Raw genomic sequence first — 24,050 nt, forward strand, 5'->3', positions numbered from 1 at the left:
CCCGATCACCTTGGACTGGTCCATATGGTTGGCCGGATCGTCCATATTATATTGCGCGCCGGTCCAGGAGGATTGGACGACGTTCCAGCCATAGGCCGCCGGCTCGGTGTCGTGGACGATGAACGCGGCGGCAGCGCCCTGGCGCGCGGCTTCCTCATATTTGTACGTCCAGCGGCCGTAATAGGTCATCGCCCGGCCCTCGAACGGACCTTGCAGGCCCTGGGTCTGGTAATCGGGATCGTTGATCAGGATCACCACCGTCTTGCCCTTGACGTCGACCCCGGCATAATCGTTCCAGCCGCGCTCGGGCGCGTTGATGCCATAGCCGACGAAGACGATGTCGCTGTCCTTGAGATCGATGCGCGGCTGCACCTGGTAGCTGTTGGCGACCATGTCGGTGCGATAGCCGAAGCTGAGCGGTGCCTTGCCGCCGCTGATCCGCAGCGCCGTCGGCGTCGCGTTGGTCTCGACCAGCCCGACCTGCTGGAACCAGCTTCCCTTGTTGCCCGGCTGCAGCCCGGCGGCGCGGAAGCGGTCGGCGATCAGCGCGATCGTCTTCTGCTCGCCGGCGGTGGTCGGGGCGCGGCCTTCGAACTCGTCGGACGAGAGCTGCTGAGTCACCGTCTTGAGAATATCGACCGAGATCTGCGGCGCGGCGGTGGCGGCGGGCGCGCTTGTGCTCGCCGAAGTTACGGGCGGGGAATCGCTTGCCGGCACGCAGGCGGCGGCCAGCAGCAGGAAGGGGAAAGCGATGGTTTTCATGGCATTCTGCCTCGTGCCGGGGGTGCGGCCCCCATGGCACCCAGATGGAGGCAACTCAAGCTGGCCAGCGTAAGTGACTGCTCCATAACCGATAAGCGCGCCGGGCGATGCGACTTAACAGATGGGATGCGGCTTCAGAGACTGTATTCGCGTGCCGCGGCGCGCTACAGTGGCTGGAACCGTCGATGGGAGCCATCATGACTGGTCGCCGCGAATTTTTGTCCACCATCGGCCTGGTCGGGGCGGGTCTCGCCTTTCCCCGCCTGGCAGCCTGTGCTCAGGAACCGTCGCCCCAACCGCCGCCCAAGAAATCCTCCGGCGCCGAACGAGTGGCCGGCAAGATGCTGACGCGCAAGATTCCGTCTACGGGACAGGCCTTGCCGGTCATTGGCGTCGGAACGTCGGGCAGTTACGAGGTTCCGCTGACTTCGGCGGAATATAAGAGCCTCGAGACGGTCCTTCGAGTGTTTTTCGAAGGGGGTGGCAGCGTCATCGATACCTCGCCCAATTACAGCAATGCCGAGGACGTCGTGGGAGCGCTCCTTGCAGGCGGCGGTTGGCGAGATCAGACTTTCCTGGCAACCAAGCTGGCGGCGGACGACCGGGCCGCGCTCGAGCATCAATGGGCGGACTCGCTCCGCCGGCTAAGGGTGGAGCGTGTCGAGCTGCTCCAGGTCCACAATTTGCGCAATCTCGATCAAGCGCTCGGCTACGCACGCGAACTCAAGGCGCGCGGACTGACCCGCTATATCGGGATCACCCATTATCTCGACAGCGCCCAAGCCGAAGTCGCCCGTGTGTTGCGCGCGGAACGACCGGACTTCGTGCAGATCAACTACTCCGTTCAATCGCCGCGTGCCGCAGACACGGTCTTTCCAGTCGCGCAAGAACTTGGTGTTGCGGTGCTGGTCAATCGTGCGTTCGAGGATGGACGCCTCTTCACCGCTGCGCAAAACAGAGCCTTGCCGGCGTGGGCGGCAGAGATTGGCGTCACCTCCTGGGCCCAGATGTTCCTGAAATTCGCGATCAGCCATTCGGCAGTCACGGCCGTGATTCCGGCGACCGGCAAGCCCGAACGGCAGGCTGACAACCTCAGAGCTGGGGTGGGGCCGCTTCTCGACGCGCGACAGCAATCGGAACTCCGCGCGATGTTCGCCTGATCCGGGGCGCGGGATGGTTGTCCGCAAAAAGGCTGGAGACAATCGTGGCCTGATTGCCGCTGAGCGCCACGAGATCCCGGCCGTGGCCAGTGGGTTCATTTTGTTCTTCCTGCTTTTCGCCTCTTATTTCATGCTTCGGCCGGTGCGGGAGGCGTTCGGTATCGCGGGCGGCGTCGACAATCTGCAATGGTTGTTCACCGGGACGTTCGTAGCGACCTTGGTGGTCGTGCCGCTCTACGGGTGGGTCGCGGCACGCATGCCCCGCCGCCGTCTGCTGCCGATCCTCTACACATTCTCAGCCCTGATCCTGGCAGGATTTGCGACGAGCCTGGCAATCGATCCAGGCAATGTCTGGGTCGCGCGCGCCTTCTACATCTGGCTGTCGGTGATGAACCTGTTTGTCATCTCGGTCGCCTGGAGTCTGATGGCGGATGTCTTCGATCCCGAACAGGCCCACCGCTTGTTCGGTCGGATCGCCGCCGGCGCGAGCTTGGGCGGGCTCGCGGGGCCGCTGCTCGCCGGCTTCCTGATCGCACCGATCGGCGAGGCGGGCCTATTGTTCCTTTCCGCCGGCCTCCTGCTTTCGACCCTGCTGTGCGTACGGCATTTGTTTGCCTGGCATGATCGCAGCGGCCGGCAGGCTTCCGCTCCGTCTCCGGAACGGATCGGGGGTTCGATCTGGGCCGGCTTCACCCTCATCGCCCGATCGCGCTACTTGCTGGCGATCTCCGCCTTTGTCCTGCTGCTGACCACCGCCAGCACCTTCCTCTATTTCGAGCAGGCACGCATCGTGGAAGCGACCTTTCCCGACCGCGCCTCACAGATCCAAACATTCGCCTCGATCGACGTGGTGGTTCAATCGCTCACCATCTTGATCCAGATCTTCTTGACCGGTGTTCTTGCCAGGCGGCTGGGCGTAACCGTGCTGCTCGTTGCAGTGCCCGTCGTGATGATGCTGGGCTTCAGCCTGTTGGCTGTGGCGGCGACCTTTCCCGTTCTTGCAGCCGTGATGATCGTGCGCCGGGTCGGGGAATATGCGCTGGTGCGGCCCGGGCGGGAGATGCTTTTCACCCCAGTCGCGGTGGAGACCAAGTACAAGGCCAAGAACGCGATCGACACCTTCGTCTACCGGGGCGGGGATGCCATCGCAGGCTGGACCTATACCTTTATCGTCGCGATCGCGACCACGGGTGCGGTGGCGATCGCCGGCGCGGCGCTGGCGGCGATCTGGGCCGCGACGGGCTATTTGATCGGCCGACGCCATGATCTGCGAACCGCCAGAGACGGCGTTCACGCGTCCCAGAGTGCCTACTGAGGATAGACAGGTAGCAGGTCTAGCGACGGCGCTGCCGCCAACGAAAAAGGGCAGCCGTTGCGGGCTGCCCTTTCGAGGTGGAATTGAGGCCGATCAGCGCGAATAGAATTCGACGACCAGGTTCGGCTCCATCTTGACCGGATAGGGGACCTCGTCGAGCTTGGGGACCCGCGTGAAGGTGATCTTGGCGGTGCCGTCGGGGGCGACATAATCGGGGATGTCGCGTTCGGCGAGGCCCTGCGCCTCGAGCACCAGCGCCATCTCCTGCGCCTTGCTGCCCAGGCTGATCTCGTCGCCGACGTCGATGCGGCGCGAGGCGATGTTGCACTTGACGCCGTTGACGCGGATATGGCCGTGATTGACGATCTGGCGCGCAGCCCAGATGGTCGGTGCGAACTTGGCGCGATAGACGACCATGTCGAGGCGGCGCTCGAGCAGGCCGATCAGGTTCTGTGAAGCGTCGCCCTTCATCCGGCTCGCTTCCATGAAGGTGCGCTTGAACTGCTTTTCGGTGACGTCGCCGTAATAGCCCTTGAGCTTCTGCTTGGCGCGCAGCTGAATGCCGAAGTCGGACACCTTGCCCTTGCGGCGCTGGCCGTGCTGGCCGGGGCCGTATTCGCGCTTGTTGACGGGGCTCTTCGGGCGTCCGAAGATATTCTCGCCCATGCGGCGGTCGAGCTTATACTTGGCGCTGCTGCGCTTCGACATGTCAGTCTCCAATTCGCGTTGGGAGCGGCAGCTGCAATCGCCACCGGCTCTTCAATCCCTGGGCCCGCACCGCCGGAACAAGACTTCCGGCGCGGCATCCGCTTCACCAGGGGTGCGGAGCCAATTGCGAAGCCGGGCACATGGCGGCTGAATGCGGATAAGTCAACCTCGACAGGAGTGTAGCCGCCGCTAAGGAGCGCGCATGAGCTCTTATCCCGCCGCGCCCGAAGACTGTCTCACCATGCCCGAGGTGCGCGCGGGGGTCGACGCGCTCGACCGCCGGATCGTCGCCTTGCTCGCGGAGCGCTTCCGCTACATGGATGCCGCCGCGCGGATCAAGCGCGAGCGGGTGGAGGTGCGCGACGAGGCGCGCAAGGCCGAAGTGATCGCCAATGCGCGTGCAGCGGCGAAGGTCACGCAGGCGCCCGACCCGGAGATCGCCGCGCTCTACGAGATGCTCGTTGAAGCCTCGATCGCTTACGAGCTGGGGCGTTTCGACGCATCGGCCCGCGCCAAGGCTCTGGCCGAATAGCCTTGGTCTCGTCGCCGCCGGCCGGCGGTCAATCGCCGGCGTTGGTCTGCGACCGGTGCGCGCGGTCGAGCATGTCGCGCGCATCCTTGCGCTGTTGTTCCCATTGCGAAACCGTCTGGCAGACGCGCTTTTTGTTGAGGCGGGAGCCGGTTTCGCCCTGATCGACGCAGACGATCTTCTCCTTCGCGGCCGCCTTAGGATCCGCTTCCTGGACGGGCGCCGCGGCTGAACCCAGCAGCAAAGCGAGCATCGTCAGACTCATCATCCGCTCCTTATCTTGTTGTGCGGGGCAAAGTGCGGCGAATTGGAGATGCGGTCAACTCATTGCAAAGGCAGCGATTCCGGCACTCGCCCGGGTTTCCCCGCTCGATCAGCGCTGCCTTGGCTCCACCAGCGAGCGGATCATGCCGCGCAGCGCCTGGATCTCGCGGTTGGACCAGGCGGCCTTGCTGAGGATGGTGCGCATCGTGTTGCGCGTCGCCGGCACCCGGTCCGGCGGGAAATAATAGCCGGCCTTGGCGAGCGCCTCGTCCATCTGGCCGATCAGGCCCTCGAGCTGCTCCTGCGTCGCGCGCGGCTCCTCGTCGCTCTGCGTCGGCACCGCGAGCGGCGCGAGCTTCGACCATTCATAGGCGACCAGGATCACCGCCTGCGCGAGGTTGAGCGAACGGAAAGCCGGGTTGACCGCGACGGTGACGATGGCGGTCGCGATCGCCGCCTCCTCGGTCTCGAGGCCCGCGCGCTCGGCGCCGAACAGGATCGCGGAGGGCTCTGGGCGCTCGTGGATCTGGCGCGCCGTCTCTTCGGGAGAGAGCACCGGGATCACCAGCCCGCGCTTGCGCACCGTCGTGGCATAGACATGGGGGCAGTCGGCCACCGCCTCTGCCACCGTCGCGAACACGCGCGCGCCTTCGATCACCGCATCGGCGCCCGAGGCGGCGGGCAGCGCCGAGGGATTGGGCCAGCCGTCGCGCGGCGCGACGAGGCGCAGGTCGGTCAGCCCGAAGTTGAGCATCGCGCGCGCGCTCTTGCCGATATTCTCGCCGAGCTGGGGACGAACCAGCACGATGGCCGGAGGCGTCACTCGGGAGCAGCTCCGCTGACCGTGCCCGCGAAATGCTCGAAATCGCGCGCTTCGCGGAAATCCTTATAGACCGAGGCAAAGCGGATGTAGGCGACGCTGTCGATCGCCTTGAGGCCTTCCATCACCGCCTCGCCGATCGCGCTCGACGCGATCTCGCTGTCGCCGCTGGTCTCGAGCTGGCGCTGGATCGACGAGAGCAATTTGTCGATGCGCTCCTGCGGCACCGGGCGCTTGCGCAAGGCGATCGCAAGCGAGCGCTCGAGCTTGCCGCGATCGAACGGCTCGCGCCGATTTTCCGATTTGATCACGGTCAGCTCGCGGAGCTGCGCGCGCTCGAAGGTGGTGAAGCGCGCGCCGCAATCCTCGCATTGCCGGCGGCGGCGGATCGCCGAGCCGTCCTCGGCCGGCCGGCTGTCCTTTACCTGGCTGTCCTCATGGCCGCAGAAGGGGCAGCGCATCTTGGCCTACGATTGCGGGTAGATGGGGAAGCGGCGGCAGAGCTCGCGGACCTTGCCTTTGACCTCGGCCTCGACCGCTCGGTTGCCGTCCTCGCCGTTCTTGGCGAGGCCTTCGAGCACGTCCGAGATCCAGTCGCCGATGTCGCGGAACTCCTGCACGCCGAAGCCGCGCGTCGTGCCGGCGGGCGAGCCGACGCGGATGCCGCTGGTCTTGACCGGGGGCAGCGGATCGAACGGAACGCCATTCTTGTTGCAGGTGATGCCGGCGCGCTCGAGCGCCTCGTCCGCGTCCTTGCCGGTGATGCCGATCGGCCGCAGGTCGACCAGGGCGAGATGCGTGTCGGTGCCGCCCGCCACCAGGTCCGCGCCGCGCTCCTTGAGCTGGCCGGCGAGCACCTTGGCATTCTCGATGACCGCCCGCGCATAGGTCTTAAACGAGGGCTGCAGCGCTTCGCCGAACGCGACCGCCTTCGCCGCGATGACGTGCATCAGCGGCCCGCCCTGGAGGCCCGGAAACACCGCCGAATTGATCTTCTTGGCGATCGCCTCGTCATCGGTCAGCACCATGCCGCCGCGCGGCCCGCGCAGGGTCTTGTGCGTGGTCGTGGTGACGACATGCGCATGCGCGAACGGGGAGGGGTGCTCACCCGCCGCGACGAGCCCGGCGAAATGAGCCATGTCGACCATGAACAAGGCGCCGACCTCGTCCGCGATCGCCCGGAAGCGGGCGAAGTCGATGTGGCGCGGATAGGCCGAGCCGCCGGTGATAATCAGGCGCGGACGATGCTCTTTCGCGAGGCGCTCGACCTGGTCGAAATCGATGCGATGATCGTCCGGACGGACGCCATATTGGACGGCATTGTACCATTTGCCGGACAGCGCCGCCTTGGCACCGTGGGTGAGATGGCCGCCGGCGTCGAGCGAGAGGCCCATGATCGTGTCGCCGGGCGTCGTCAGCGCCAGCATCACCGCGCCATTGGCCTGCGCGCCGCTGTGCGGCTGGACGTTGACGAAGCCGCAGCCGAACAATTGCTTGGCACGATCGATCGCGAGGCTTTCGACCGCGTCCGAGGGCGCGCAGCCCTGATAATAACGGCGGCCCGGATAGCCCTCGGCATATTTGTTGGTGAGCACCGACCCCTGCGCCTCGAGCACCGCTTTCGAAACGATGTTCTCGGATGCGATCAGCTCGATCTGGTTCTGCTCGCGGTCGAGCTCGGCGGCGATCGCCTCGGCCACGGCGCTGTCCGCGTCGGCGAGCTTCCGAGTGAAGAAGCCGTCGGGCTGGACGTCGCCGAGATCGTTGGCAGGCCTGGTGCTCATGCGGATTCCTTCGCGAAGGCGGGATTGGAAAGCTTGTCGATGCGCCGCTGGTGGCGGCCGCCGCCGAAATCGGCGGACAGGAATTGGTCGAGGCAGTCCCTGGCGGTCTCGATGCCGATCAGGCGCGCGCCCATCGCGATGACGTTCGCGTCATTATGCTCGCGCGCCAGCCGCGCAGCGAGACCATCGGAGACGAGCGCGCAGCGGCAGGCAGGATGGCGGTTGACCGCGATCGAGATGCCGATGCCCGATCCGCACAAGGCAACGCCTTTTGTCGCCGCGCCCGACGAGATCGCCTCGGCCAGCTTGTAGCCGAAGTCGGGATAGTCGACCGAATCAGCACTCGCCGGGCCGAGATCGAGGACGTCGTGACCGGCCGCGCGCAAATGCTCGGCGAGCTGGGCCTTCATCTCGATAGCGGCATGATCGGAAGCGATGGCGATACGGTCGGCCATCCGTCTCAGTCTCCAGCACTGCGTTGATGCACCGTCTCTAGTGGATCGGACGTCGCCCTGCTACCAAGATTCGGGCCACCAGGGATTGCACGGTCTTGCCCCGTCGGCGCCGCCTCAGGCGGCGAGGCGCATCTCCATCCGGTCCCAGATCTCGACCAGCGCGGAGGCGAGCGCATGCATCATCTCTTCGCTGTGCGACGGGCCCGGGGTGAAGCGAAGCCGTTCGGTGCCGCGCGGCACGGTCGGGTAATTGATCGGCTGCACGTAGACGCCATATTCGGCCAGCAGGATGTCGCTGATCTTCTTGGCGCGGACCGGATCGCCGACCATCAGCGGCACGATGTGGGTGGTCGAGGGCATCACCGGCAGGCCGGCGTCGGCGAAGATCGCCTTGAGCCGCGCGGCATTGGCCTGCTGCGCCTCGCGCTCCTCCGACGATTTCTTGAGGTGACGGACGCTGGCGAGCGCGCCGGCGACGAGCACCGGCGACAGTGAGGTCGTGAAGATGAAGCCGGGCGCATAGCTGCGCACGACGTCGATGATGTTGCGGTCGGCAGCGATATAGCCGCCCATCACGCCAAACGCCTTGCCCAGCGTGCCTTCGATGATCGTCAAGCGCTCGGCGACGCCGTCGCGTTCGGAGATTCCGCCGCCGTGGCTGCCGTACATGCCGACGGCGTGGACCTCGTCGAGATAGGTGATCGCATTATATTTATCGGCGAGGTCGCAGATCGCGCCGATCGGGGCGATGTCGCCGTCCATCGAATAGACGCTTTCGAACGCGATCAGCTTGGGCACGTCGGCCGGCGTTGCCGCGAGTAGTTCCTCGAGGTGGACGAGATCGTTGTGGCGGAAGACGCGCTTCTCGCAGCCGGAGGTGCGGATGCCGGCGATCATCGAGGCGTGATTGAGCTCGTCCGAGAAGATCACGCAGCCCGGCAGGATCTTGCCGAGGGTCGAGAGCGTCGCCTCGTTCGAGATATAGCCGGACGTGAACAGCAATGCTGCTTCCTTGCCGTGCAGATCGGCAAGCTCGGCCTCGAGCTCGACGTGATAATGGGTGTTGCCGCCGATGTTGCGCGTGCCGCCCGAGCCCGCGCCGACGTCGTGCAGGGTGGTTTCCATCGCCGCGATCACGTCAGGATGCTGGCCCATCGCGAGATAGTCGTTCGAGCACCAGACGACGATCGGCTTCGGCCCATTATGGCCTGCAAAGCAGCGTGCGTCGGGGAAATTGCCCTTGTTGCGCAGGATGTCGATGAACACCCGATAGCGTCCCTCGGCGTGAAGCCGATCGATCGCCTGCGCAAATATCTTCTGGTAGTTCACCCGTCGCTCCCGCGTCGCCGCGCGCCGTCCATAATGGAATGTGGGATTGAAATACCAGCCGGAAAAGGCGGTAACAAGGATGAAACCGTCCTTCAGCTTGGACGATTATTGCGATTTCTGCGATCGGCGAAGCGGGTCTAGCGTTCGAACCTCTGCACTCGGGTCAGCCCGAACGCCGCCAATCCCGGGCGATAGCTGTCCATTTCGGGCGTCCATCGGGTGAAGAAGGCGACGCCGTCGCTCGGCTGGTCCGGCCATGTGACGTCGCGGGTGAGCCAGGCGGTGCGCCGCGCAATCCCTTCCTTGCCATCGACGAACGCGATCGGGCGCGGGGCGGCGGCGGCCAATTCCTCCTCGACCAAAGGGAAATGGGTGCAGGCCAGCACGATCGTGTCGATGCGCTCGCCGTCCGGCTGCGCAAACAGGCCGTCGAGGATCCGCGCATAAGCGGCCGGCTCCGTGGCCTCGCCGCGAAGCTTGGCCTCGGCGATCTCGACCAGCTCTGCCGAGCCGTGGCGGATGACGATGCAATCCGAGGCGAATTCCTTGGAAAGGCGGTCGACATAAGGCTGTTCGACCGTCGCCTGGGTCCCAAGCACGCCGATCACCCGGGTGCGCGAGCGTTCGGCCGCCGGCTTGATCGCCGGCACCGTGCCGACGATCGGCACGTCGAGCGCGGCACGCACCGCATCGAGCGCGATCGTCGAGGCGGTGTTGCAGGCGATGACGATCAGCTCGGGGTCAAGCCGCTCGGACAGCCGCCCGAGCAAAGCGGGCACGCGGGCCGCGATCTCGGCCGCGCTCTTGACGCCATAGGGATAGCCGGCGCTGTCGGCGACATAGACGATCGGCGCGGTCGGGAGCAGCGCGCGGATCGGCTTGAGGACGGAGAGGCCGCCGACACCGGAATCGAAGATCAGCAGCGGCCGCATCTGTGTCACCGCCGCGCTTTACCATGCACCCGCCTCCAGACAATGCCCGCCGCGGATGGGCTGCACCGCCACGGCTGCATCGGCAAAAGCGGTGCCCGGATATTGATCGAGATCGTTGCGCGCCCGCGTCAACGCGTTAGGGTGGCTTGGGGGGACGTGGCCATCGAGATTTACGCAGAGCCGCTGCTTTCGCTTCTGCTGGGCTATATGCTCGGCTCGATCCCGTTCGGCCTCGTTCTGACGCGCCTGTTCGGTGTGGGCGATCTTCGCGCGATCGGGTCCGGCAATATCGGCGCGACCAACGTGCTGCGGACCGGACGCAAAGGGCTCGCCGCCGCGACCTTGCTGCTCGACGGCGCCAAAGGCGCAGGCGCGGTGCTGCTGGTGCAGCGGTTGGCGCCGGGCCAGGAGGATCTCGCCGCCGCCGGAGCGCTGCTCGGCCACCTCTATCCATTCTGGCTGCGCTTCAAGGGCGGCAAGGGCGTCGCCACCTTCCTTGGCATCATTGCGGCGCTGCAATGGCCGGCAGCGGTCGCATATGCGGTGATCTGGCTTTCGACCCTGGCGCTCACACGCTATTCCTCGGTCGCCGGAATGACAGCGGCGCTTGCCACTCCGGTCTGCTCGGCCGCGCTCGGGCGATTCGACCTCGCCTTGCTGTTCCTCGGTTTCGCCTTGCTCGTCTTCTGGCAGCATCGCGGCAACATCGAACGGCTGCTCGCCGGAAACGAGCCGCGTGTCGGCCGCGGCAGCGATGAATGAGGGGGCGCAAAGCGAGGACCGGATTGCCCGGCTGAGGTTGATCCGCTCCGACCATGTCGGTCCGATCACCTATCTCCAGCTGCTCGCGCGCTTCGGCTCGGCGGCCGCCGCGCTCGAGGCCCTTCCCGAGCTCGCGGCGCGCGGCGGAGGGCGCACGCCTAGACTGGCGACGCGGGTCACAGCCGAGCAGGAGATCGCCGCGGTCGCAAAGCTCGGGGCGCGCCACCTCTTCCTCGGGCAGGGACTTTACCCGCCGTTGCTGGCGCAGAGCGAAGGCGCACCGCCGGTGCTGATCGCCAAGGGCGAGCTCGCCTTGCTCGAGCGGCCGGCGATTGCATTGGTCGGCGCCCGCAACGCGTCCGCGGCCGGATGCCGCTTCGCGCGCCAGCTCGCGCACGATCTCGGCGCGGCCGGCGCGGTGATCGTCTCGGGCCTGGCGCGCGGCATCGACACCGCCGCGCACGACGGCGCGCTCGAAAGCGGGACGATCGCGGTGATCGCCGGCGGCATCGACATCTTCTACCCGCCGGAGAATGAGGCGCGGCAACGCGCGATCGGCGAACGCGGCCTGCTGCTGGCGGAGCAGCCGCCGGGGATCGAGCCGCATGCCCGCCATTTCCCGACCCGCAACCGCATCATCGCCGGCCTCGCGCACGGCACCGTCGTGGTCGAGGCGGCGCTCAAGTCGGGATCGCTGATCACTGCGCGCAATGCCGGCGAGTTCGGCCGCGACGTGATGGCGGTGCCAGGGTCGCCGCTCGATCCGCGGGCGCAAGGCTGCAACCAGCTGATCCGCGACGGCGCGATCCTGATCCAGAATGCCGCCGATGTGCTCGAGGCCATTCGGCCGTTCGAGGTTCGCGTCGCGCAGCCGACGGCGCCCTTCGCCGGGGCGGAGCCGCCGGTCGACACGAGCGACGGCGAGCGCTCGACCGTGATCGCCTTGCTCAACCAGACTCCGGTTCCGGTCGACGAGATCATCCGCCAGGCGGCGCTTTCGGCGGCGATCGTCCAGACCATCCTGCTCGAGCTCGAGCTCGCCGGGCGGCTCGAGCGGCATGCGGGAGCGAAGGTGAGCCTTTTAGGCTAGAGCATTGCGCGAAAAGGTGGGTACCGGCTTTTCGCAAGCAGCAATGCGGAATCGAATATGCGCTTGCCGCGAAGGCGAAGATCGGGACGACGCGCCAGCGCATTCGTCCACATCCTTTTTTGCGGTGCCGGCTTGACGGGGCGCCTTCCGACTTTCCACCCTCGCGTACGTGTGAGGCGGATTTCCAGAGAATAAGAAAAGAACCAGAAATGAAACTCGTTGTCGTCGAATCGCCCGCCAAGGCGAAGACCATCGAAAAATATCTCGGTGGCGATTATCGCGTGCTCGCGTCCTACGGCCACGTCCGCGACCTTCCGGCCAAGGACGGCTCGGTCGATCCCGATCACGGCTTCGCGATGGAGTGGGAGACCTACGCCGACAAGACTCGCCAGCTCAAGGCGATCACCGACGAGGCGAAGAAGGCCGATTCGCTGATCCTTGCTACCGACCCCGACCGCGAGGGCGAGGCGATCAGCTGGCACGTGCAGGCGGTGCTCCAGAAGCGGCGCGCCTTGCCCAAGCATGTCGAGCGGGTCACGTTCAACGCGATCACCAAATCGGCGGTCACCGAGGCGATGAAGGCGCCGCGCGCGCTCGACGAGAATCTGATCGACGCCTATCGCGCCCGCCGCGCGCTCGATTATCTGGTGGGGTTCACCTTGTCGCCGGTGCTCTGGCGCAAGCTGCCCGGCGCCAAATCGGCCGGCCGTGTGCAATCGGTCACGCTACGCCTGATCGTCGATCGTGAGCGCGAGATCGAGGTCTTCCGCCCGCAGGAATATTGGAGCGTCTCGGCGCTGATGGAGGCCGACGGCCAGGAGTTCATCGCGCGGCTGGTGCGGTTCGAGGGCGACAAGATCGACCGGCTGACCATCGGCGACGAGGGCCGCGCGATGGCCGCCAAGGCGGCGGTCGAGGCCGGCCATTTCACCGTCGGCTCGGTCGAGACCAAGCCGATGGTGCGCAACCCGCCGGCGCCGTTCACGACATCGACGTTGCAGCAGGAAGCGGCGCGCAAGCTCGGCTTTTCGGCGAGCCACACGATGCGCCTCGCGCAATCGCTCTACGAGGATGGCGCGATCACCTACATGCGCACCGACGGCGTCCAGATGGCCGGCGAGGCGGTCGCCGCCGCGCGCCGCGCGGTCGCCGATCGCTACGACGCCGGCTATGTGCCGGACAAGCCGCGGCATTATGAGACCAAGGCCAAGAATGCCCAGGAAGCGCACGAGGCGATCCGGCCGACCGACTTCAGCCGGGATCATGCCGGATCGGGCGATCACGCCAAGCTCTATTCGCTGATCTGGAAGCGCGCGCTGGCAAGCCAGATGGCCTCGGCGCGGCTCGAGCGGACCACCGCCGAGCTCATCGACGGGACCGGCAGGACCGCGCTTCGCGCCACTGGCCAGGTCGTGCTCTTCCCCGGCTTCCTCGCGCTGTACGAAGAGGGGACCGACGACAGCGATGATGAGGAATCGCGCCGCCTGCCGCGTCTCAGCCAGGGCGATTCGCCAGCCAAGAAGTCGGTCCACGCCGAGCAGCATTTCACCCAGCCGCCGCCGCGCTATTCCGAAGCGAGCCTGGTCAAGAAGATGGAAGAGCTCGGCATCGGGCGGCCCTCGACCTATGCCTCGATCCTGCAGACGCTCAAGGACCGCGAATACGTGCGGGTCGAGCGCAACCGCTTCATTCCCGAGGAAAGCGGCCGGCTGCTGACCGCCTTTCTCGAGCGCTTCTTCGAACGTTATGTCTCGTTCGGCTTCACCGCCGGCCTCGAGGAGCAATTGGACGACATTTCGGGCGGCCGCGCCGAGTGGCAGGCGGTGCTCGAAGCCTTCTGGCGCGATTTCAAGCCGAAGACCGCCGAGGTGATGGAGCAGCAGCCTTCCGAAATCACCGCGGCGCTCGACGAATTCCTCGCGCCCTATCTGTTCGGGGAGAAGGAGGACGGCTCGGATCCGCGCCTGTGCCCGGCCTGCGGCGACGGCAGGCTGGCGTTGCGCGGCGGCCGCTTCGGCGCATTCGTCGCCTGCTCCAATTATCCCGAATGCAAGTTCACGCGCCGCTTCGGCCAGGCCGGGGAGGAAGGCGCAAGCGATGGCCCGACCCCGCTCGGCGAGGATCCGGCGAGCGGCGAGCCGATCACGTTGCGCAGTGGCCGCTTCGGCCCCTATGTCCAGCAGGGCGAGGGCAAGGAGGCGAAACGCGCGTCGATCCCCAAGGATACGCCCGAGGCCGCGACCGACCTCGACTGGGCCGTGAAATTGCTTTCGCTGCCGAGGACGATCGGCAACCACCCCGAAAGCGGCAAGCCGATCACCGCGTCGATAGGACGTTACGGGCCATATCTCGCACATGATGGCAAGTATGCGAAGCTTGGCTCGACCGCCGAGGTGTTCGAAACCGGCATGAACGCCGCGGTCGCCAAGCTCGCCGATGCGGCGAATGGCGCCGGGCGCGGCCGCGGCACCCGCGAGCCGCTCAAGATGCTCGGCAAGCACCCCCGCACCGAGGCCGAGCTCAAGCTGATGGAAGGCCGCTTCGGCCCCTATGTCACCGACGGCACGACCAATGCGACCTTGCCTAAATCATTGGCGCCCGAGGCACTGACCCTGGAGGAAGCGGCGCAATTGATCGACGAGCGCGCGGCGAAGGGCCCGGCCGCCAAGAAGGGACGGCGCAAGGCTGCACCGGCCAAGAAACCTGCCTCGGCCAAGAAAGCGGCTCCTGCGAAGAAAGCGGCGAAGAAGAAGTAGCAGCCGGTCTTCCGTACGCCCTTTTCAGGCCATCAACAGCTGGTCGCCGTCCAGGCTGGACAGCAATTCGATGAGTCCGCCGGTCTCGATCCCGTTCGTCAAGGTCTCGGCGCCGATCCCGGCGGCGGCGAGGCCGCTTTGACAGACGATGATCGCGACCCCGATCGCCAGCGCCTCGTCGAGCAACTCTGCCAGAGTCGGCACCCCATCACCCTGGCTGCCGAGCATCGCCGGGCACGCGCGGTCGGCGAGGACCGCCGCGGCGGCATGAAGGTAGACGCGGCTCCGCGCGCCGAGCGCGGCATTGGCGGCGGCGACCGCGAGCGCGGCGTGGAAGCGTTCGGGATCTCCGCTCGCGACGATGATCGTCAATCCGGCGAGGGCCGCGTCGGGGCTCGTCAGGCGCGGCACGCGGGGCAGCCTGGGTCTTTGCGCAACGCGACGGTGCGGAAGCGCAGCGCCAGCGAGTCGACGAGCAGGAGCTTGCCGGCGCTGTCCTCGCCGAAGCCTGTCAGGACTCGGATCGTCTCCACCGCGGCAAGGCTGCCCATCACTCCCGCCATCGCGCCAAGCACGCCCTGCTCGGAGCAGCTCTGCTCGGGCCGGTCCGGGTCGCTGCCGACCAAGCAGCGGTAGCAGGGCTTGTCGGCCTCCCATCCCCGGAACAGGCCGAGCTGGCCTTCGAATTGCGCGACCGAAGCGGAGACCAGAGGGATGCGCAGCGTCAGCGCCGCGTCCGCGACCGCGAGCCGCGTCGCGAAGCTGTCCGATCCGTCGACCACGACCTGCGCGCCGGCGAGCAAGCGCTCGGCATTGTCGGGCGTCAGCCGCAAGGCCTGGGCGGTGACCTTGACGTCCGGGTTGAGCCGCTCGGCCGCCGCCTTAGCGCGTTCGGCCTTGCCGGCGCCCTGGTCGGCGGTGCCGTAGAGGATCTGGCGCTGGAGGTTGGACAGCGAGACGAGATCGTCGTCGACGATCGTGATCCGCCCGATGCCCGCGGCGGCGAGATATTGGATCAGCGGCGAGCCGATCCCGCCGGCGCCGATCACCGCGGCATGACCAGCGAGCAGCATGCGCTGGCCTTCGCCGCCGATCTGCTTGAGCACGATGTGACGGGCGTAGCGTTCGAGCTGCGGATCGCTGAGCCCGTCGCTTAGACTTTCGTCGGCGCTCACCGGCCGGTCGAGCCGAACCCGCCGGCGCCGCGCGCGGTGTCGTCGAGCGCCTCGACCTCGACCAGCCGCGCGCGCTGGACGGGGGCGGGGACGAGCTGGCCGATGCGGTCGCCGCGCGCGATCACGAACGGCTCGCTGCCGAGATTGGCGAGGATCACCTTCACTTCGCCGCGATAGTCGCTGTCGATCGTGCCCGGCGTGTTGAGGCAGGTGACGCCATGCTTGAGCGCCAGCCCCGAGCGCGGCCGCACCTGCACTTCGAACCCTTCCGGGATCGCGATCGCGAAGCCGGTCGCGACCGCGTGGCGCGCACCCGGCGCCAAGGTCAGGCTCTCTGCCGCGACGACATCCATCCCCGCCGCGCCGGCGCTCGCATAGCCCGGCAAAGGCAGGTCCTTGCCATGATCGAGGCGGCGCAGGCTGATGGCGATTTCGGGCAGATCGATCGGCTTAGGCAAGTTCATCGGCGATCCTGTCGGCAAGGCGGCGGGCAATGTCGCGCTTGGCCGCGCGGGGGAAGGTCTCGACGCCGGCGCTGCTGACGAGATGGACCTCATTGTCGTCGCCGCCCATCACATCGCCGGAGACGTCGTTAGCGACGATCCAGTCGCACTGCTTGCGGGTGCGTTTTTCCTGCGCGGCGGCGAGCAGATTCTCTGTCTCGGCGGCAAAGCCGACCAGCAAAGCCGGGCGCCGGGGGCTTGCGGCAAGCTCGGCGAGGATGTCCGGATTGGCGCTCCAGGCGAGGTCGGGCGGGCCGCCGGCTTTCTTGAGCTTCGCCTTGTTCGGCTCGACCCGCCAATCGGCGACCGCGGCGACCAGCACCGCGGCGTCGGCCGGCAGCGCCGTGTCGACCGCCTTTTGCATCTCGCGCGCCGTCTCGACGTCGACCCTATCGACTCCGGCGGGGGTCGCGAGGCCGACCGGGCCGGCGACCAGGGTCACGCGAGCGCCGAGCGCCGCGAGCGCTTCGGCGATAGCGAAGCCCTGCTTGCCCGACGAACGATTGGCGATCACGCGTACCGGGTCGATCGGCTCCTGGGTCGGCCCGGCGGTGACGATGACATGCTTGCCGGCCAGCCGCGTGTCGGCGGCGCCGGCCTTCGAACCGGCCAGCGCCTGCTCGATCGCGGCGAAGATCGCCGGCGGCTCGGGGAGGCGCCCCGGCCCATATTCGCCGCACGCCATCTCGCCCTCGTCCGGCTCGAGCAGGATCACGCCGTCGCCGCGCAGCCGCGCGACGTTGCGCAGCGTCGCGGGATGCTGCCACATCCGCACGTTCATCGCCGGCGCGGCAAGCACCTTTTTGTCGGTGGCGAGCAGCAAGGTCGTGGCGAGGTCGTCGGCGATGCCGGCGCTCATCTTCGCGAGCAGATCGGCGGTGGCCGGGCAGACTACCACCAGATCGGCCTGGCGGCTGAGCTGGATATGGCCCATCTCGACCTCGTCCTTGAGATCGAACAAATTGGTGTAGACCTTGTTCTCGGAAAGCGCGGCCAAGGTCATTTCGGTGACGAACTGCGCGCCGCTCCTGGTCAGCACGCAGGTCACCTCGCCGCCGGCCTTGCGGATCAGCCGGATAAGCTCGGCCGATTTGTAGGCCGCGATGCCGCCGCCGACGATCAGGAGAATGCGCCGTCCCCGCATGGGATCAATGTAGGAGCAAGATCGCGGCCGCGCCAGCGGCGGCCGAGAGCAGGGCGGTGAGGAGGTAACGGCCGAACCGGCGGGGGGTGACCACCACCACGTCCGGTAGCGGCGGCGCGGGCGGCGCGGCCCCCGGCGGCGGATAATAATAGTCGATGCGCCGGATCAACTCGGGGATTTTCGCCAGGGTCCGCCAATCGCGTACCAGCCGGTCGGCGATCGCCGTCTCCGGGCCAAGCTCGCTGCGCAGCCATTCGCGCAGGAACGGCTCGCTGGCTTCCCACATGTTGATATCGGGATCGAGCGCGCTGGCCACGCCTTCCTCCATCACCATCGTCTTCTGGAGCAGCAGCAGATGGGGCTGGGTCGGCATGTCGAAATCGCGGGTGATCGTGAACAGCCCGTCGAGCATCTGCCCGATCGAGATATCCTTCGCCGGAAGGCCGCGGATCGGCTCGCCGACCGCCCGCAGTGCCGTCGCGAACTCGTCGACATTGTGGTGCGGCGGCACATATTGCGCCTCGAAATGGATTTCGGCGACTCTGCGGTAATTGCCGACGATCAGCCCGTAGAGGATCTCGGCCAGCCACAGCCGCGCCTGACGGTCGACCCGGCCCATGATCCCGAAGTCGATCGCCGCCAGCCGTCCGTCGTGCAGCGCGAACAAATTGCCCTGGTGGAGATCGGCATGGAAGAAGCCGTCGACCACCGCCTGGCGCAGGAAGGCGCGGACCAGGGTCTCGGCGAGCGCCTTGAGATCGTGGCCGGCCGCGATCAGCGCCTCGCGGTCGGTCAGCTTGATGCCGTCGATCCACTCGAGCGTCATGGCCCGGCGGGCGGTGCGCGTCCAATCGATCTGCGGCACGAAAAAGCCGCTCTCTGCGACCATATTCTCGCGCAGCTCGGAGGCCGAGGCCGCCTCGCGCCGCAGGTCGAGCTCGCGCATCGTCCATTGGCGGAAGGTCTCGACAACCAGGCGCGGGCGCAGCCGTGCGATTTCGCCGCCCATCGTCTCGACCTGCGCCGCTGCCCATTCGTAGGTCTCGATCGCGCGGGCGAAATCCTCCTCGATGTTCGGCCGCAGCACCTTGACCGCGACCTGGCGGCCGTCGGTGGTGACCGCGCGATGGACCTGCGCGATCGAGGCGGCGCCGACCGGCTCGGGGTCGATCGACAGGAACAGCTCCTCGAGCGGCCGCTCGAGCGCCAGCTCGATCGCCGCCTTGATCTGCGCGAACGGCGCCGGCGGCAGCGCGTCCTGCAGGCGGCTGAGGTCGCGCGCTGCTTCCTCGCCGACGAGATCGGGGCGCGTCGCCAAGGCCTGGCCGAACTTGATCGCGGCCGGGCCGATGTCCTGGAAGGCCTCGGCATAGGTCGGCCGCTTCGGCACCCGCGCGCCGAAGCGCGCCAGCCGTGCCAGCCGGCGGACCGGCGGCGGCGTGTTCGGCTCGCGCTCGATGCCGCGCAGGACGCCGTGACGGGCAAGCACCCGGCCCCATTTGAGCAGCCGCCAGACATGGACCACGGACGCGGTCATGGCCGGCCGTCCCGGCGATTGACCCGGCCCCGGCAATTGACCCGGCAAGCCACGTTCAGATCTTCCAGCCGCTGTGGATCGCGACGACTCCGCCGAGGATCGGCTCGACCGCGACTCTGCCGAAGCCCGCCTTTTCGATCATCGCCTTGAACGCCTGCATGTCGGGAAAGCGGCGGATCGATTCGACGAGGTAGCGATAGCTCGCTTCGTCGCGCGCCACCGCCTTGCCGATCTTGGGCACGACCTGCATCGAATAACGATCGTAGACGGTGGCGAAGCCCGGCCAGGTCGGTGTCGAGAATTCCAGGCAGAAGAAGCGGCCGCCGATGCGCAGCACGCGATGCGCCTCGGCCAGCGCCTTGTCGATATGGGTGACGTTCCTGATGCCGAACGCGATCGTATAGGCATCGAAGCTGTTGGCGGGGAAGCTCAGCGCCTCGGCATTCTCTTCCGCCCACCTCAAAGTCTCGGCCCCGTCGCGTCCCCCGTCGCGTCCGATGCCGCGCTTGGCGGCGCGCTGCCTGCCGACCTCGAGCATGTGCGGATTGATGTCGGCGACCGTGACCGTGGCGCCTGAGCGTGCGATCCTGAAGGCGATGTCGCCGGTGCCGCCGGCCATGTCGAGGATGGTCTCGCCGCGCCGCGGCCGCAGGCGGCTGACGAACTGGTTCTTCCACAGGCGGTGCATGCCGGCCGACATCAGATCGTTCATCAGATCGTAGCGCGGCGCCACATTGGCGAAGACCTCGCCGACCCGCCGCGTCTTTTCCGGCGGATCGACCTCCGCGAAACCATAAGAAACCTTGTCCATCGGCGCAGCCTCTAGCAGGGGAAGGCTGCCCTGTGCAGGTGGATATGCCGCAGCTGGATGTGGTGCAGGGGGATAGAGGAAGCATTTATGCCTGAGTTGCCGGAAGTCGAGACGACCGTGCGCGGCCTCGCACCGGTGCTGGAGGGGCGGCGGCTGGTCCTGGTCGAGGCGCGGCGCGCGGACCTGCGGCGAGCCTTTCCGCCGGATCTGCGCCAGCGGCTGACCGGGGCGCGCGTGACCAGCCTCGGCCGCCGCGCCAAATATGGGCTGATCGGCACCGATCGCGGCGACACATTGATCTTCCACCTCGGCATGTCCGGGCGGTGGCGGATCGACCCGGCCGAGCTTGGCCCGCACGATCATTTCCTGCTCGAGACCGAGGAGCAGCGTCGCCTCGCGCTCAACGATCCGCGCCGCTTCGGCTCGCTCGACCTCGTGCGGAGCGAGGAGCTGGACGGGTGGGACGCCTTTGCGCGCATGGGGCCCGAGCCGCTGAGCGAGGAGTTTTCGGGCGCCTATCTGCACAACAGGCTGCAAGGCCGCACGGCGCCGATCAAGGCGATGCTGCTCGACCAGCGCATCGTCGCAGGCCTCGGCAACATCTATGTCTGCGAGGCGCTGCACATGGCGGGGATCGCGCCCGATCGCGCCGCGGGACGGATCTCCAGAGCGAGGCTCGCCAAGCTGGTCGAGGCGATCAAGGCGGTGCTGATCGCCGCCATCGAGGCGGGCGGATCGACCTTGCGCGATTACGCCCGGCCCAGCGGCGAGCTTGGCTATTTTTCGAAGCAATGGCGCGTCTACGGCCGGGAAGGGGAGGCCTGCCACTGCGGCAATGCGGTGCGCCGAAGAGTCGAGGCCGGCAGGTCGACATTCTACTGCCCGCGCTGCCAGCGCTGAGCGCCGCCAGATGAAGAGACGGCCGGATGTTGACCTGAGCCGCGCTCCTGCGTAGAGAGCCGCCGAGCGGGTGCGGTGGTTTGCCGCGCCCTTTTCATTTCATCGCTACGAGGCACGAAGATGGCGAATACGCCGCAAGCAAAGAAACGCATACGGCGCAACGATCGCCGCGCCGAGATCAATGGCGCGCGCGTCAGCCGTATCCGCACGTTCGTCAAGCAGGTCGAGGCAGCGCTCGCCGCCGGCAACAAGGATCAGGCCGCCGAGGCCCTTCGCCGTGTGCAGCCCGAGCTCGCCCGCGGCGTGTCCAAAGGCGTCGTCCACAAGAACACCGCGGCGCGCAAGGTTTCGCGCTTGTCGAAGCGGGTCGCCGCGCTCGGCTGATCTACGACGGGGCCGAGCGGCCTCGTCTTGACCCTTCCGGATCGAGCGACCGGTTTGGTTCCCAGCCCCATTTGTTGCGCTTGCCGACTCGGCCGGGGCTCCTGCCGTCCGGCGAAGCTTTGTGGCAGTCCGCTTCCCACCGAGTCGCCCGACACTGCGCGCACCTGCTCCCTCCGATTCCAGAAATGTCCGCAGCCCGGCTACCGGCAGAGCATCTGGCCGCCGGTATTCAGCTTGCGTGGACTATCAAAGACCCTTTGCGATGGCTGGCGCGCAAGCCTCTGGCGTGTCACGTTAACCATTCCAGCGTCCTTCGGGCGTCTGCGAAAGCCCCACGCGGGGGCGATGATTAGCGCCAGAACGGGGCTTTAACGAAACTCCAGCTTTTCCCGCGATTCGCGCGATGGCCATCTGGTCGCACATTGATCAACACATTGAAAGACATAGGAAAAGCTGCGGATGAGGCCTATTGGCGCATTTGCGTGTCAACGGGTTTATTTCACTTAAATTACATTTTAGGGCCTTGCTTGGGGCCTGTCGCGCTCTCTAAAAACACCTCTTCCGGCGGATGACTCTCCGACCGGCCATAAAGCAAAAAAACATTCGGTATCGGCTGCGCCGGGGGGCGTTTTCCGAGCAGGAGAAGTTTTGCTCAGCGCCGCGCAGGGCGGCAGAGGAATGAGGGGGAGCCCGGGTGACCCAGACGCAGGCGGACGGTGAAGCTTTGACGTTGCGCAGGGACGGTGCAGCCGATCCGATCAGCGCCGCGTGGAACGCGATTCGCGAGGGCCTGCGCCGTGATTGCGGCGCCCGCACCTACGACGGCTGGCTTCGTCCGATCACGCTCGGCGGCTTCGACGCCGACACCGCCACCTTGCGCCTCCAGCTTCCGTCGCAGTTCATGGCCGATTGGGTGCAGACTCATTTTGCCGAGCGACTCGCGCTCGCCTGGCGCACGGTTTTGCCGGCGGTCCGCCATCTTGCGATCACCGCGAGCGAGGAAGGCGCGCGCAGCGCCCGCGCCGGCGAAATCCCGGCGCCCGCGTTGATCGAGGAGCCCGCGCCGGCCGCTGCCCAAGCTCCGACGGGGGTAGAGGTCGCGCCGCTCGAGCCGCGCTACCGCTTCGAGAATTTCGTGGTCGGGAAGGCCAACGAGGTTGCCTTTAATGCCGCGCGCACGCTCGCGAGCGCCGACAAGGTCGCGTTCAATCCGCTTTTCCTTCACGGCGGCACCGGCCGCGGCAAGACCCATCTGCTTCACGCCATCGGCCATGAGTTCCGCTGCCGCCATCCGGCGGCGAAGGTCATCTACATGTCCGCCGAGAAGTTCATGGTCGAGTTCGTCGCCGCGCTTCGCGCCAACGAGACGATCCGCTTCAAGCAGCTGCTGCGCGCGGCCGATCTGCTGATGATCGACGATGTCCAGTTCATCGCCGGCAAGGAATCGACCCAGGAAGAATTCTTCCACACGATGAACGAGATCATCTCGGCTGGGCGGCGGTTGGTGATCAGCTCGGACCGTGCGCCGCAGGATCTCGACGGCATCGAGCCGCGCATCCTTTCGCGCCTGTCCTGGGGCCTGGTCGCGGACATCAATGCCGCCGACCTCGAGCTTCGCCTCAACATCATCATCAAGAAGCTCGAGTCGCTGCCCGACGTCGCGGTCCCGCACGAAGTCGTGATGTTCCTCGCCAAGAGGATCAGCTCGAACGTCCGCGAGCTCGAAGGCGCGCTCAACCGGATCGCCGCTTATGCGATGATGAGCGGCCGTCCGATCGACGTCGAGTTCACCAGTGAGGTGCTCGCCAACATCCTGCGCGCCAACCAGCGCCGCATCTCGATCGACGAGATCCAGAGCCGGGTCTCCGACCATTACCGTATCCGCAAGGCGGAAATGACCTCGGCGCGGCGCGCGCGCGAGGTCGCGCGGCCGCGGCAGGTCGCCATGTATCTGTCGAAGCAGCTGACGCCGCGGTCGCTGCCGGAGATCGGCCGGCGCTTCGGGGGCCGCGATCACACCACCGTGATTCACGCGGTGCGGCAGATCGAGAAGCTTCGCCAGAGCGACGCCGAGCTCGACGCCGACATCCGGCTGCTGACGCGCCAGCTCGAGAATTGAGCGCGGGCAGGGTGCGCCTTCAAAGCGCCCCTCCAAAGCAACGCGCTCCTGGCTTCGTCCGCTACCGCAACGCCTGCCTGATACGCCCAGTGCCGGCGTCAGCCCGCCCGCGGGGGCGGCGGCACCGTGATCTTGACGACCTCGCCCGAGTGCCCGGGGAAGCCGGTGAAGATGGCCTCGACGAGGTTGGGGACCAGCCTGGGCAGCTCGTCGGATTGCGAGCGCGCCTTTGCCCTGCCTTCGAACACCGATTGTCCATCGGCGGCGCGCCTGATGTCGAGATCGAGGTAGCTCGTGTAGACGGTGTAGCTGCGGATGTCCGGATAGCCCCAGAACGGATCGTGCCAGCCGTGATAATAGGGCCCGTAGCCCCCGAAGCGTGAATAATAAGGCCAGTAGCCGTAATGCGGGCCGAAGCCGGCGGAGGGATAGGAGACGATTCTGGTCTGGCCGTTGTCGACGCCGTAGCCGAGCGAGACGACCAAGGTCGCGCTCTGCGGCGAAGCGGCTTCGCGATAGCCTTGCGCGACCATGTGACGTCGCACCAGATCGGCATATTGCGAAAATTCGAGGCCGCCGCGATCGCGCGGATCGGCGGCCTGGATGACGAAGCTCTGGCCCTCCGGCGCGGGCATCGCCTGGAAGCGCGCCACCTGGGTGGGAAATCCGGTCGTGCAGGCGCTCAGCGCAAGCAGCGCCACCGGGGCGATGAGCGCCAGCAGTTTTTTGGGGACGGGCATCAACGTCTCTCCGGAACCAGTTGCTATTCAGACGTAGCGTGCCTGGTTTCGGCTGAACAGTCCCTGAAGAA

General features: G+C 66.8%; 24 protein-coding genes and 1 pseudogene. 9 read left to right on the forward strand and 16 right to left on the reverse strand.

What is annotated here, in order from left to right:
- A pseudogene (locus tag V6M48_RS09190) lies at positions 1–762 on the reverse strand (peptidase M28); the annotation flags it as partial.
- Positions 763–947: 185 nt separating this feature from the next.
- On the opposite strand from V6M48_RS09190, the gene V6M48_RS09195 reads away from it, so the two are divergent.
- Positions 948–1,922, forward strand: coding sequence for an aldo/keto reductase (locus V6M48_RS09195; protein ID WP_332812241.1), 975 nt, complete (start codon positions 948–950; stop codon positions 1,920–1,922).
- A gap of 13 nt (positions 1,923–1,935) precedes the next feature.
- Entirely contained in the window at positions 1,936–3,237 is a 1,302-nt protein-coding gene (locus V6M48_RS09200) for an NTP/NDP exchange transporter (RefSeq protein WP_332812242.1), read from the forward strand.
- Positions 3,238–3,330: 93 nt separating this feature from the next.
- Here the strand turns inward: V6M48_RS09200 and rpsD are convergent, their stop codons facing one another.
- Positions 3,331–3,945: a 30S ribosomal protein S4 gene (gene rpsD, locus V6M48_RS09205; RefSeq protein WP_332812243.1), complete on the reverse strand. Its 615-nt coding sequence runs from the start codon at positions 3,943–3,945 to the stop codon at positions 3,331–3,333.
- A 202-nt stretch (positions 3,946–4,147) separates the two neighbouring features.
- Between rpsD and V6M48_RS09210 the strand changes: the two genes are divergently transcribed.
- Positions 4,148–4,477, forward strand: a complete 330-nt coding sequence (locus V6M48_RS09210) for a chorismate mutase (RefSeq protein WP_332812244.1) — start codon at positions 4,148–4,150, stop codon at positions 4,475–4,477.
- Between the two features lie 28 nt (positions 4,478–4,505).
- On the opposite strand, the gene V6M48_RS09215 is transcribed toward V6M48_RS09210, so the two are convergent.
- From V6M48_RS09215 to murI, 7 genes are all read right to left on the reverse strand, one after another.
- Positions 4,506–4,739: a hypothetical protein gene (locus V6M48_RS09215; RefSeq protein WP_332812245.1), complete on the reverse strand. Its 234-nt coding sequence runs from the start codon at positions 4,737–4,739 to the stop codon at positions 4,506–4,508.
- 108 nt (positions 4,740–4,847) lie between these two features.
- Entirely contained in the window at positions 4,848–5,561 is a 714-nt protein-coding gene (locus V6M48_RS09220) for an RNA methyltransferase (RefSeq protein ID WP_332812246.1), read from the reverse strand.
- Positions 5,558–6,019, reverse strand: coding sequence for a transcriptional regulator NrdR (gene nrdR / locus V6M48_RS09225; protein WP_332812247.1), 462 nt, complete (start codon positions 6,017–6,019; stop codon positions 5,558–5,560). The genes V6M48_RS09220 and nrdR overlap by 4 nt, the downstream gene beginning before the upstream one ends.
- A gap of 6 nt (positions 6,020–6,025) precedes the next feature.
- On the reverse strand, positions 6,026–7,342 hold the full coding sequence (gene glyA / locus V6M48_RS09230; protein ID WP_332812248.1) for a serine hydroxymethyltransferase: 1,317 nt from the start codon (positions 7,340–7,342) through the stop codon (positions 6,026–6,028).
- On the reverse strand, positions 7,339–7,797 hold the full coding sequence (gene rpiB / locus V6M48_RS09235) for a ribose 5-phosphate isomerase B (protein WP_332812249.1): 459 nt from the start codon (positions 7,795–7,797) through the stop codon (positions 7,339–7,341). The genes glyA and rpiB overlap by 4 nt, the downstream gene beginning before the upstream one ends.
- Before the next feature lie 114 nt (positions 7,798–7,911).
- Positions 7,912–9,126: a 5-aminolevulinate synthase gene (hemA, locus tag V6M48_RS09240; RefSeq protein ID WP_332812250.1), complete on the reverse strand. Its 1,215-nt coding sequence runs from the start codon at positions 9,124–9,126 to the stop codon at positions 7,912–7,914.
- A 137-nt stretch (positions 9,127–9,263) separates the two neighbouring features.
- On the reverse strand, positions 9,264–10,058 hold the full coding sequence (murI, locus tag V6M48_RS09245) for a glutamate racemase (RefSeq protein ID WP_332812266.1): 795 nt from the start codon (positions 10,056–10,058) through the stop codon (positions 9,264–9,266).
- A 207-nt stretch (positions 10,059–10,265) separates the two neighbouring features.
- On the opposite strand from murI, the gene plsY reads away from it, so the two are divergent.
- The 3 genes from plsY (at position 10,266) to topA (ending at position 14,666) form a co-directional block, all read left to right on the forward strand.
- Entirely contained in the window at positions 10,266–10,820 is a 555-nt protein-coding gene (gene plsY / locus V6M48_RS09250) for a glycerol-3-phosphate 1-O-acyltransferase PlsY (RefSeq protein ID WP_332812267.1), read from the forward strand.
- A complete protein-coding gene (gene dprA, locus V6M48_RS09255) occupies positions 10,813–11,910 on the forward strand; it encodes a DNA-processing protein DprA (protein WP_332812268.1) in 1,098 nt (365 codons plus the stop codon). The genes plsY and dprA overlap by 8 nt, the downstream gene beginning before the upstream one ends.
- Positions 11,911–12,119: 209 nt before the next feature.
- Entirely contained in the window at positions 12,120–14,666 is a 2,547-nt protein-coding gene (gene topA, locus V6M48_RS09260) for a type I DNA topoisomerase (protein ID WP_332812251.1), read from the forward strand.
- A 24-nt stretch (positions 14,667–14,690) separates the two neighbouring features.
- Here the strand turns inward: topA and V6M48_RS09265 are convergent, their stop codons facing one another.
- The 6 genes from V6M48_RS09265 to V6M48_RS09290 are packed head-to-tail and all read right to left on the reverse strand — an operon-like array spanning position 14,691 to position 19,836.
- Positions 14,691–15,077: a DsrE family protein gene (locus tag V6M48_RS09265; protein ID WP_332812252.1), complete on the reverse strand. Its 387-nt coding sequence runs from the start codon at positions 15,075–15,077 to the stop codon at positions 14,691–14,693.
- Entirely contained in the window at positions 15,065–15,841 is a 777-nt protein-coding gene (locus V6M48_RS09270; protein ID WP_332812253.1) for a HesA/MoeB/ThiF family protein, read from the reverse strand. Before V6M48_RS09270 ends, V6M48_RS09265 begins: the two co-directional genes overlap by 13 nt.
- On the reverse strand, positions 15,838–16,287 hold the full coding sequence (dut, locus tag V6M48_RS09275; protein ID WP_332812269.1) for a dUTP diphosphatase: 450 nt from the start codon (positions 16,285–16,287) through the stop codon (positions 15,838–15,840). Before dut ends, V6M48_RS09270 begins: the two co-directional genes overlap by 4 nt.
- Before the next feature lie 4 nt (positions 16,288–16,291).
- Entirely contained in the window at positions 16,292–17,488 is a 1,197-nt protein-coding gene (gene coaBC / locus V6M48_RS09280) for a bifunctional phosphopantothenoylcysteine decarboxylase/phosphopantothenate--cysteine ligase CoaBC (protein WP_332812254.1), read from the reverse strand.
- A 4-nt stretch (positions 17,489–17,492) separates the two neighbouring features.
- On the reverse strand, positions 17,493–19,025 hold the full coding sequence (ubiB, locus tag V6M48_RS09285) for a 2-polyprenylphenol 6-hydroxylase (RefSeq protein ID WP_332812255.1): 1,533 nt from the start codon (positions 19,023–19,025) through the stop codon (positions 17,493–17,495).
- A 55-nt stretch (positions 19,026–19,080) separates the two neighbouring features.
- Positions 19,081–19,836 carry a class I SAM-dependent methyltransferase gene (locus V6M48_RS09290; RefSeq protein WP_332812256.1) on the reverse strand — a complete coding sequence of 252 codons (756 nt, stop codon included), beginning with the start codon at positions 19,834–19,836 and terminating at the stop codon, positions 19,081–19,083.
- Positions 19,837–19,923: 87 nt separating this feature from the next.
- On the opposite strand from V6M48_RS09290, the gene mutM reads away from it, so the two are divergent.
- The 3 genes from mutM (at position 19,924) to dnaA (ending at position 23,239) form a co-directional block, all read left to right on the forward strand.
- The gene (gene mutM, locus V6M48_RS09295) at positions 19,924–20,736 is read left to right on the forward strand and encodes a bifunctional DNA-formamidopyrimidine glycosylase/DNA-(apurinic or apyrimidinic site) lyase (RefSeq protein WP_332812257.1); all 813 of its coding nucleotides are present in this window, start codon (positions 19,924–19,926) and stop codon (positions 20,734–20,736) included.
- Positions 20,737–20,856: 120 nt separating this feature from the next.
- Positions 20,857–21,120, forward strand: a complete 264-nt coding sequence (gene rpsT, locus V6M48_RS09300; protein WP_332812258.1) for a 30S ribosomal protein S20 — start codon at positions 20,857–20,859, stop codon at positions 21,118–21,120.
- Positions 21,121–21,844: 724 nt separating this feature from the next.
- Positions 21,845–23,239, forward strand: coding sequence for a chromosomal replication initiator protein DnaA (gene dnaA / locus V6M48_RS09305; protein ID WP_332812270.1), 1,395 nt, complete (start codon positions 21,845–21,847; stop codon positions 23,237–23,239).
- Positions 23,240–23,337: 98 nt separating this feature from the next.
- Here the strand turns inward: dnaA and V6M48_RS09310 are convergent, their stop codons facing one another.
- On the reverse strand, positions 23,338–23,979 hold the full coding sequence (locus tag V6M48_RS09310; protein WP_332812259.1) for a DUF4136 domain-containing protein: 642 nt from the start codon (positions 23,977–23,979) through the stop codon (positions 23,338–23,340).
- Positions 23,980–24,050 lie beyond the last annotated feature (71 nt).

The organism is Sphingomonas sp. (genome assembly GCF_036677245.1).
Lineage (GTDB): Bacteria > Pseudomonadota > Alphaproteobacteria > Sphingomonadales > Sphingomonadaceae > Allosphingosinicella.

What these genes read in the sequence shown, in the direction of transcription:
- V6M48_RS09195 (WP_332812241.1), top strand. Translation starts at nt 948, where the DNA reads ATGGGAGCCATCATGACTGGTCGCCGCGAATTTTTGTCCACCATCGGC.
- V6M48_RS09200 (WP_332812242.1), top strand. Translation starts at nt 1,936, where the DNA reads ATGGTTGTCCGCAAAAAGGCTGGAGACAATCGTGGCCTGATTGCCGCT.
- rpsD (WP_332812243.1), bottom strand. Translation starts at nt 3,945, where the DNA reads ATGTCGAAGCGCAGCAGCGCCAAGTATAAGCTCGACCGCCGCATGGGC.
- V6M48_RS09210 (WP_332812244.1), top strand. Translation starts at nt 4,148, where the DNA reads ATGAGCTCTTATCCCGCCGCGCCCGAAGACTGTCTCACCATGCCCGAG.
- V6M48_RS09215 (WP_332812245.1), bottom strand. Translation starts at nt 4,739, where the DNA reads ATGAGTCTGACGATGCTCGCTTTGCTGCTGGGTTCAGCCGCGGCGCCC.
- nrdR (WP_332812247.1), bottom strand. Translation starts at nt 6,019, where the DNA reads ATGCGCTGCCCCTTCTGCGGCCATGAGGACAGCCAGGTAAAGGACAGC.
- glyA (WP_332812248.1), bottom strand. Translation starts at nt 7,342, where the DNA reads ATGAGCACCAGGCCTGCCAACGATCTCGGCGACGTCCAGCCCGACGGC.
- rpiB (WP_332812249.1), bottom strand. Translation starts at nt 7,797, where the DNA reads ATGGCCGACCGTATCGCCATCGCTTCCGATCATGCCGCTATCGAGATG.
- murI (WP_332812266.1), bottom strand. Translation starts at nt 10,058, where the DNA reads ATGCGGCCGCTGCTGATCTTCGATTCCGGTGTCGGCGGCCTCTCCGTC.
- plsY (WP_332812267.1), top strand. Translation starts at nt 10,266, where the DNA reads ATGCTCGGCTCGATCCCGTTCGGCCTCGTTCTGACGCGCCTGTTCGGT.
- dprA (WP_332812268.1), top strand. Translation starts at nt 10,813, where the DNA reads ATGAATGAGGGGGCGCAAAGCGAGGACCGGATTGCCCGGCTGAGGTTG.
- topA (WP_332812251.1), top strand. Translation starts at nt 12,120, where the DNA reads ATGAAACTCGTTGTCGTCGAATCGCCCGCCAAGGCGAAGACCATCGAA.
- coaBC (WP_332812254.1), bottom strand. Translation starts at nt 17,488, where the DNA reads ATGCGGGGACGGCGCATTCTCCTGATCGTCGGCGGCGGCATCGCGGCC.
- ubiB (WP_332812255.1), bottom strand. Translation starts at nt 19,025, where the DNA reads ATGACCGCGTCCGTGGTCCATGTCTGGCGGCTGCTCAAATGGGGCCGG.
- V6M48_RS09290 (WP_332812256.1), bottom strand. Translation starts at nt 19,836, where the DNA reads ATGGACAAGGTTTCTTATGGTTTCGCGGAGGTCGATCCGCCGGAAAAG.
- mutM (WP_332812257.1), top strand. Translation starts at nt 19,924, where the DNA reads ATGCCTGAGTTGCCGGAAGTCGAGACGACCGTGCGCGGCCTCGCACCG.
- rpsT (WP_332812258.1), top strand. Translation starts at nt 20,857, where the DNA reads ATGGCGAATACGCCGCAAGCAAAGAAACGCATACGGCGCAACGATCGC.
- V6M48_RS09310 (WP_332812259.1), bottom strand. Translation starts at nt 23,979, where the DNA reads ATGCCCGTCCCCAAAAAACTGCTGGCGCTCATCGCCCCGGTGGCGCTG.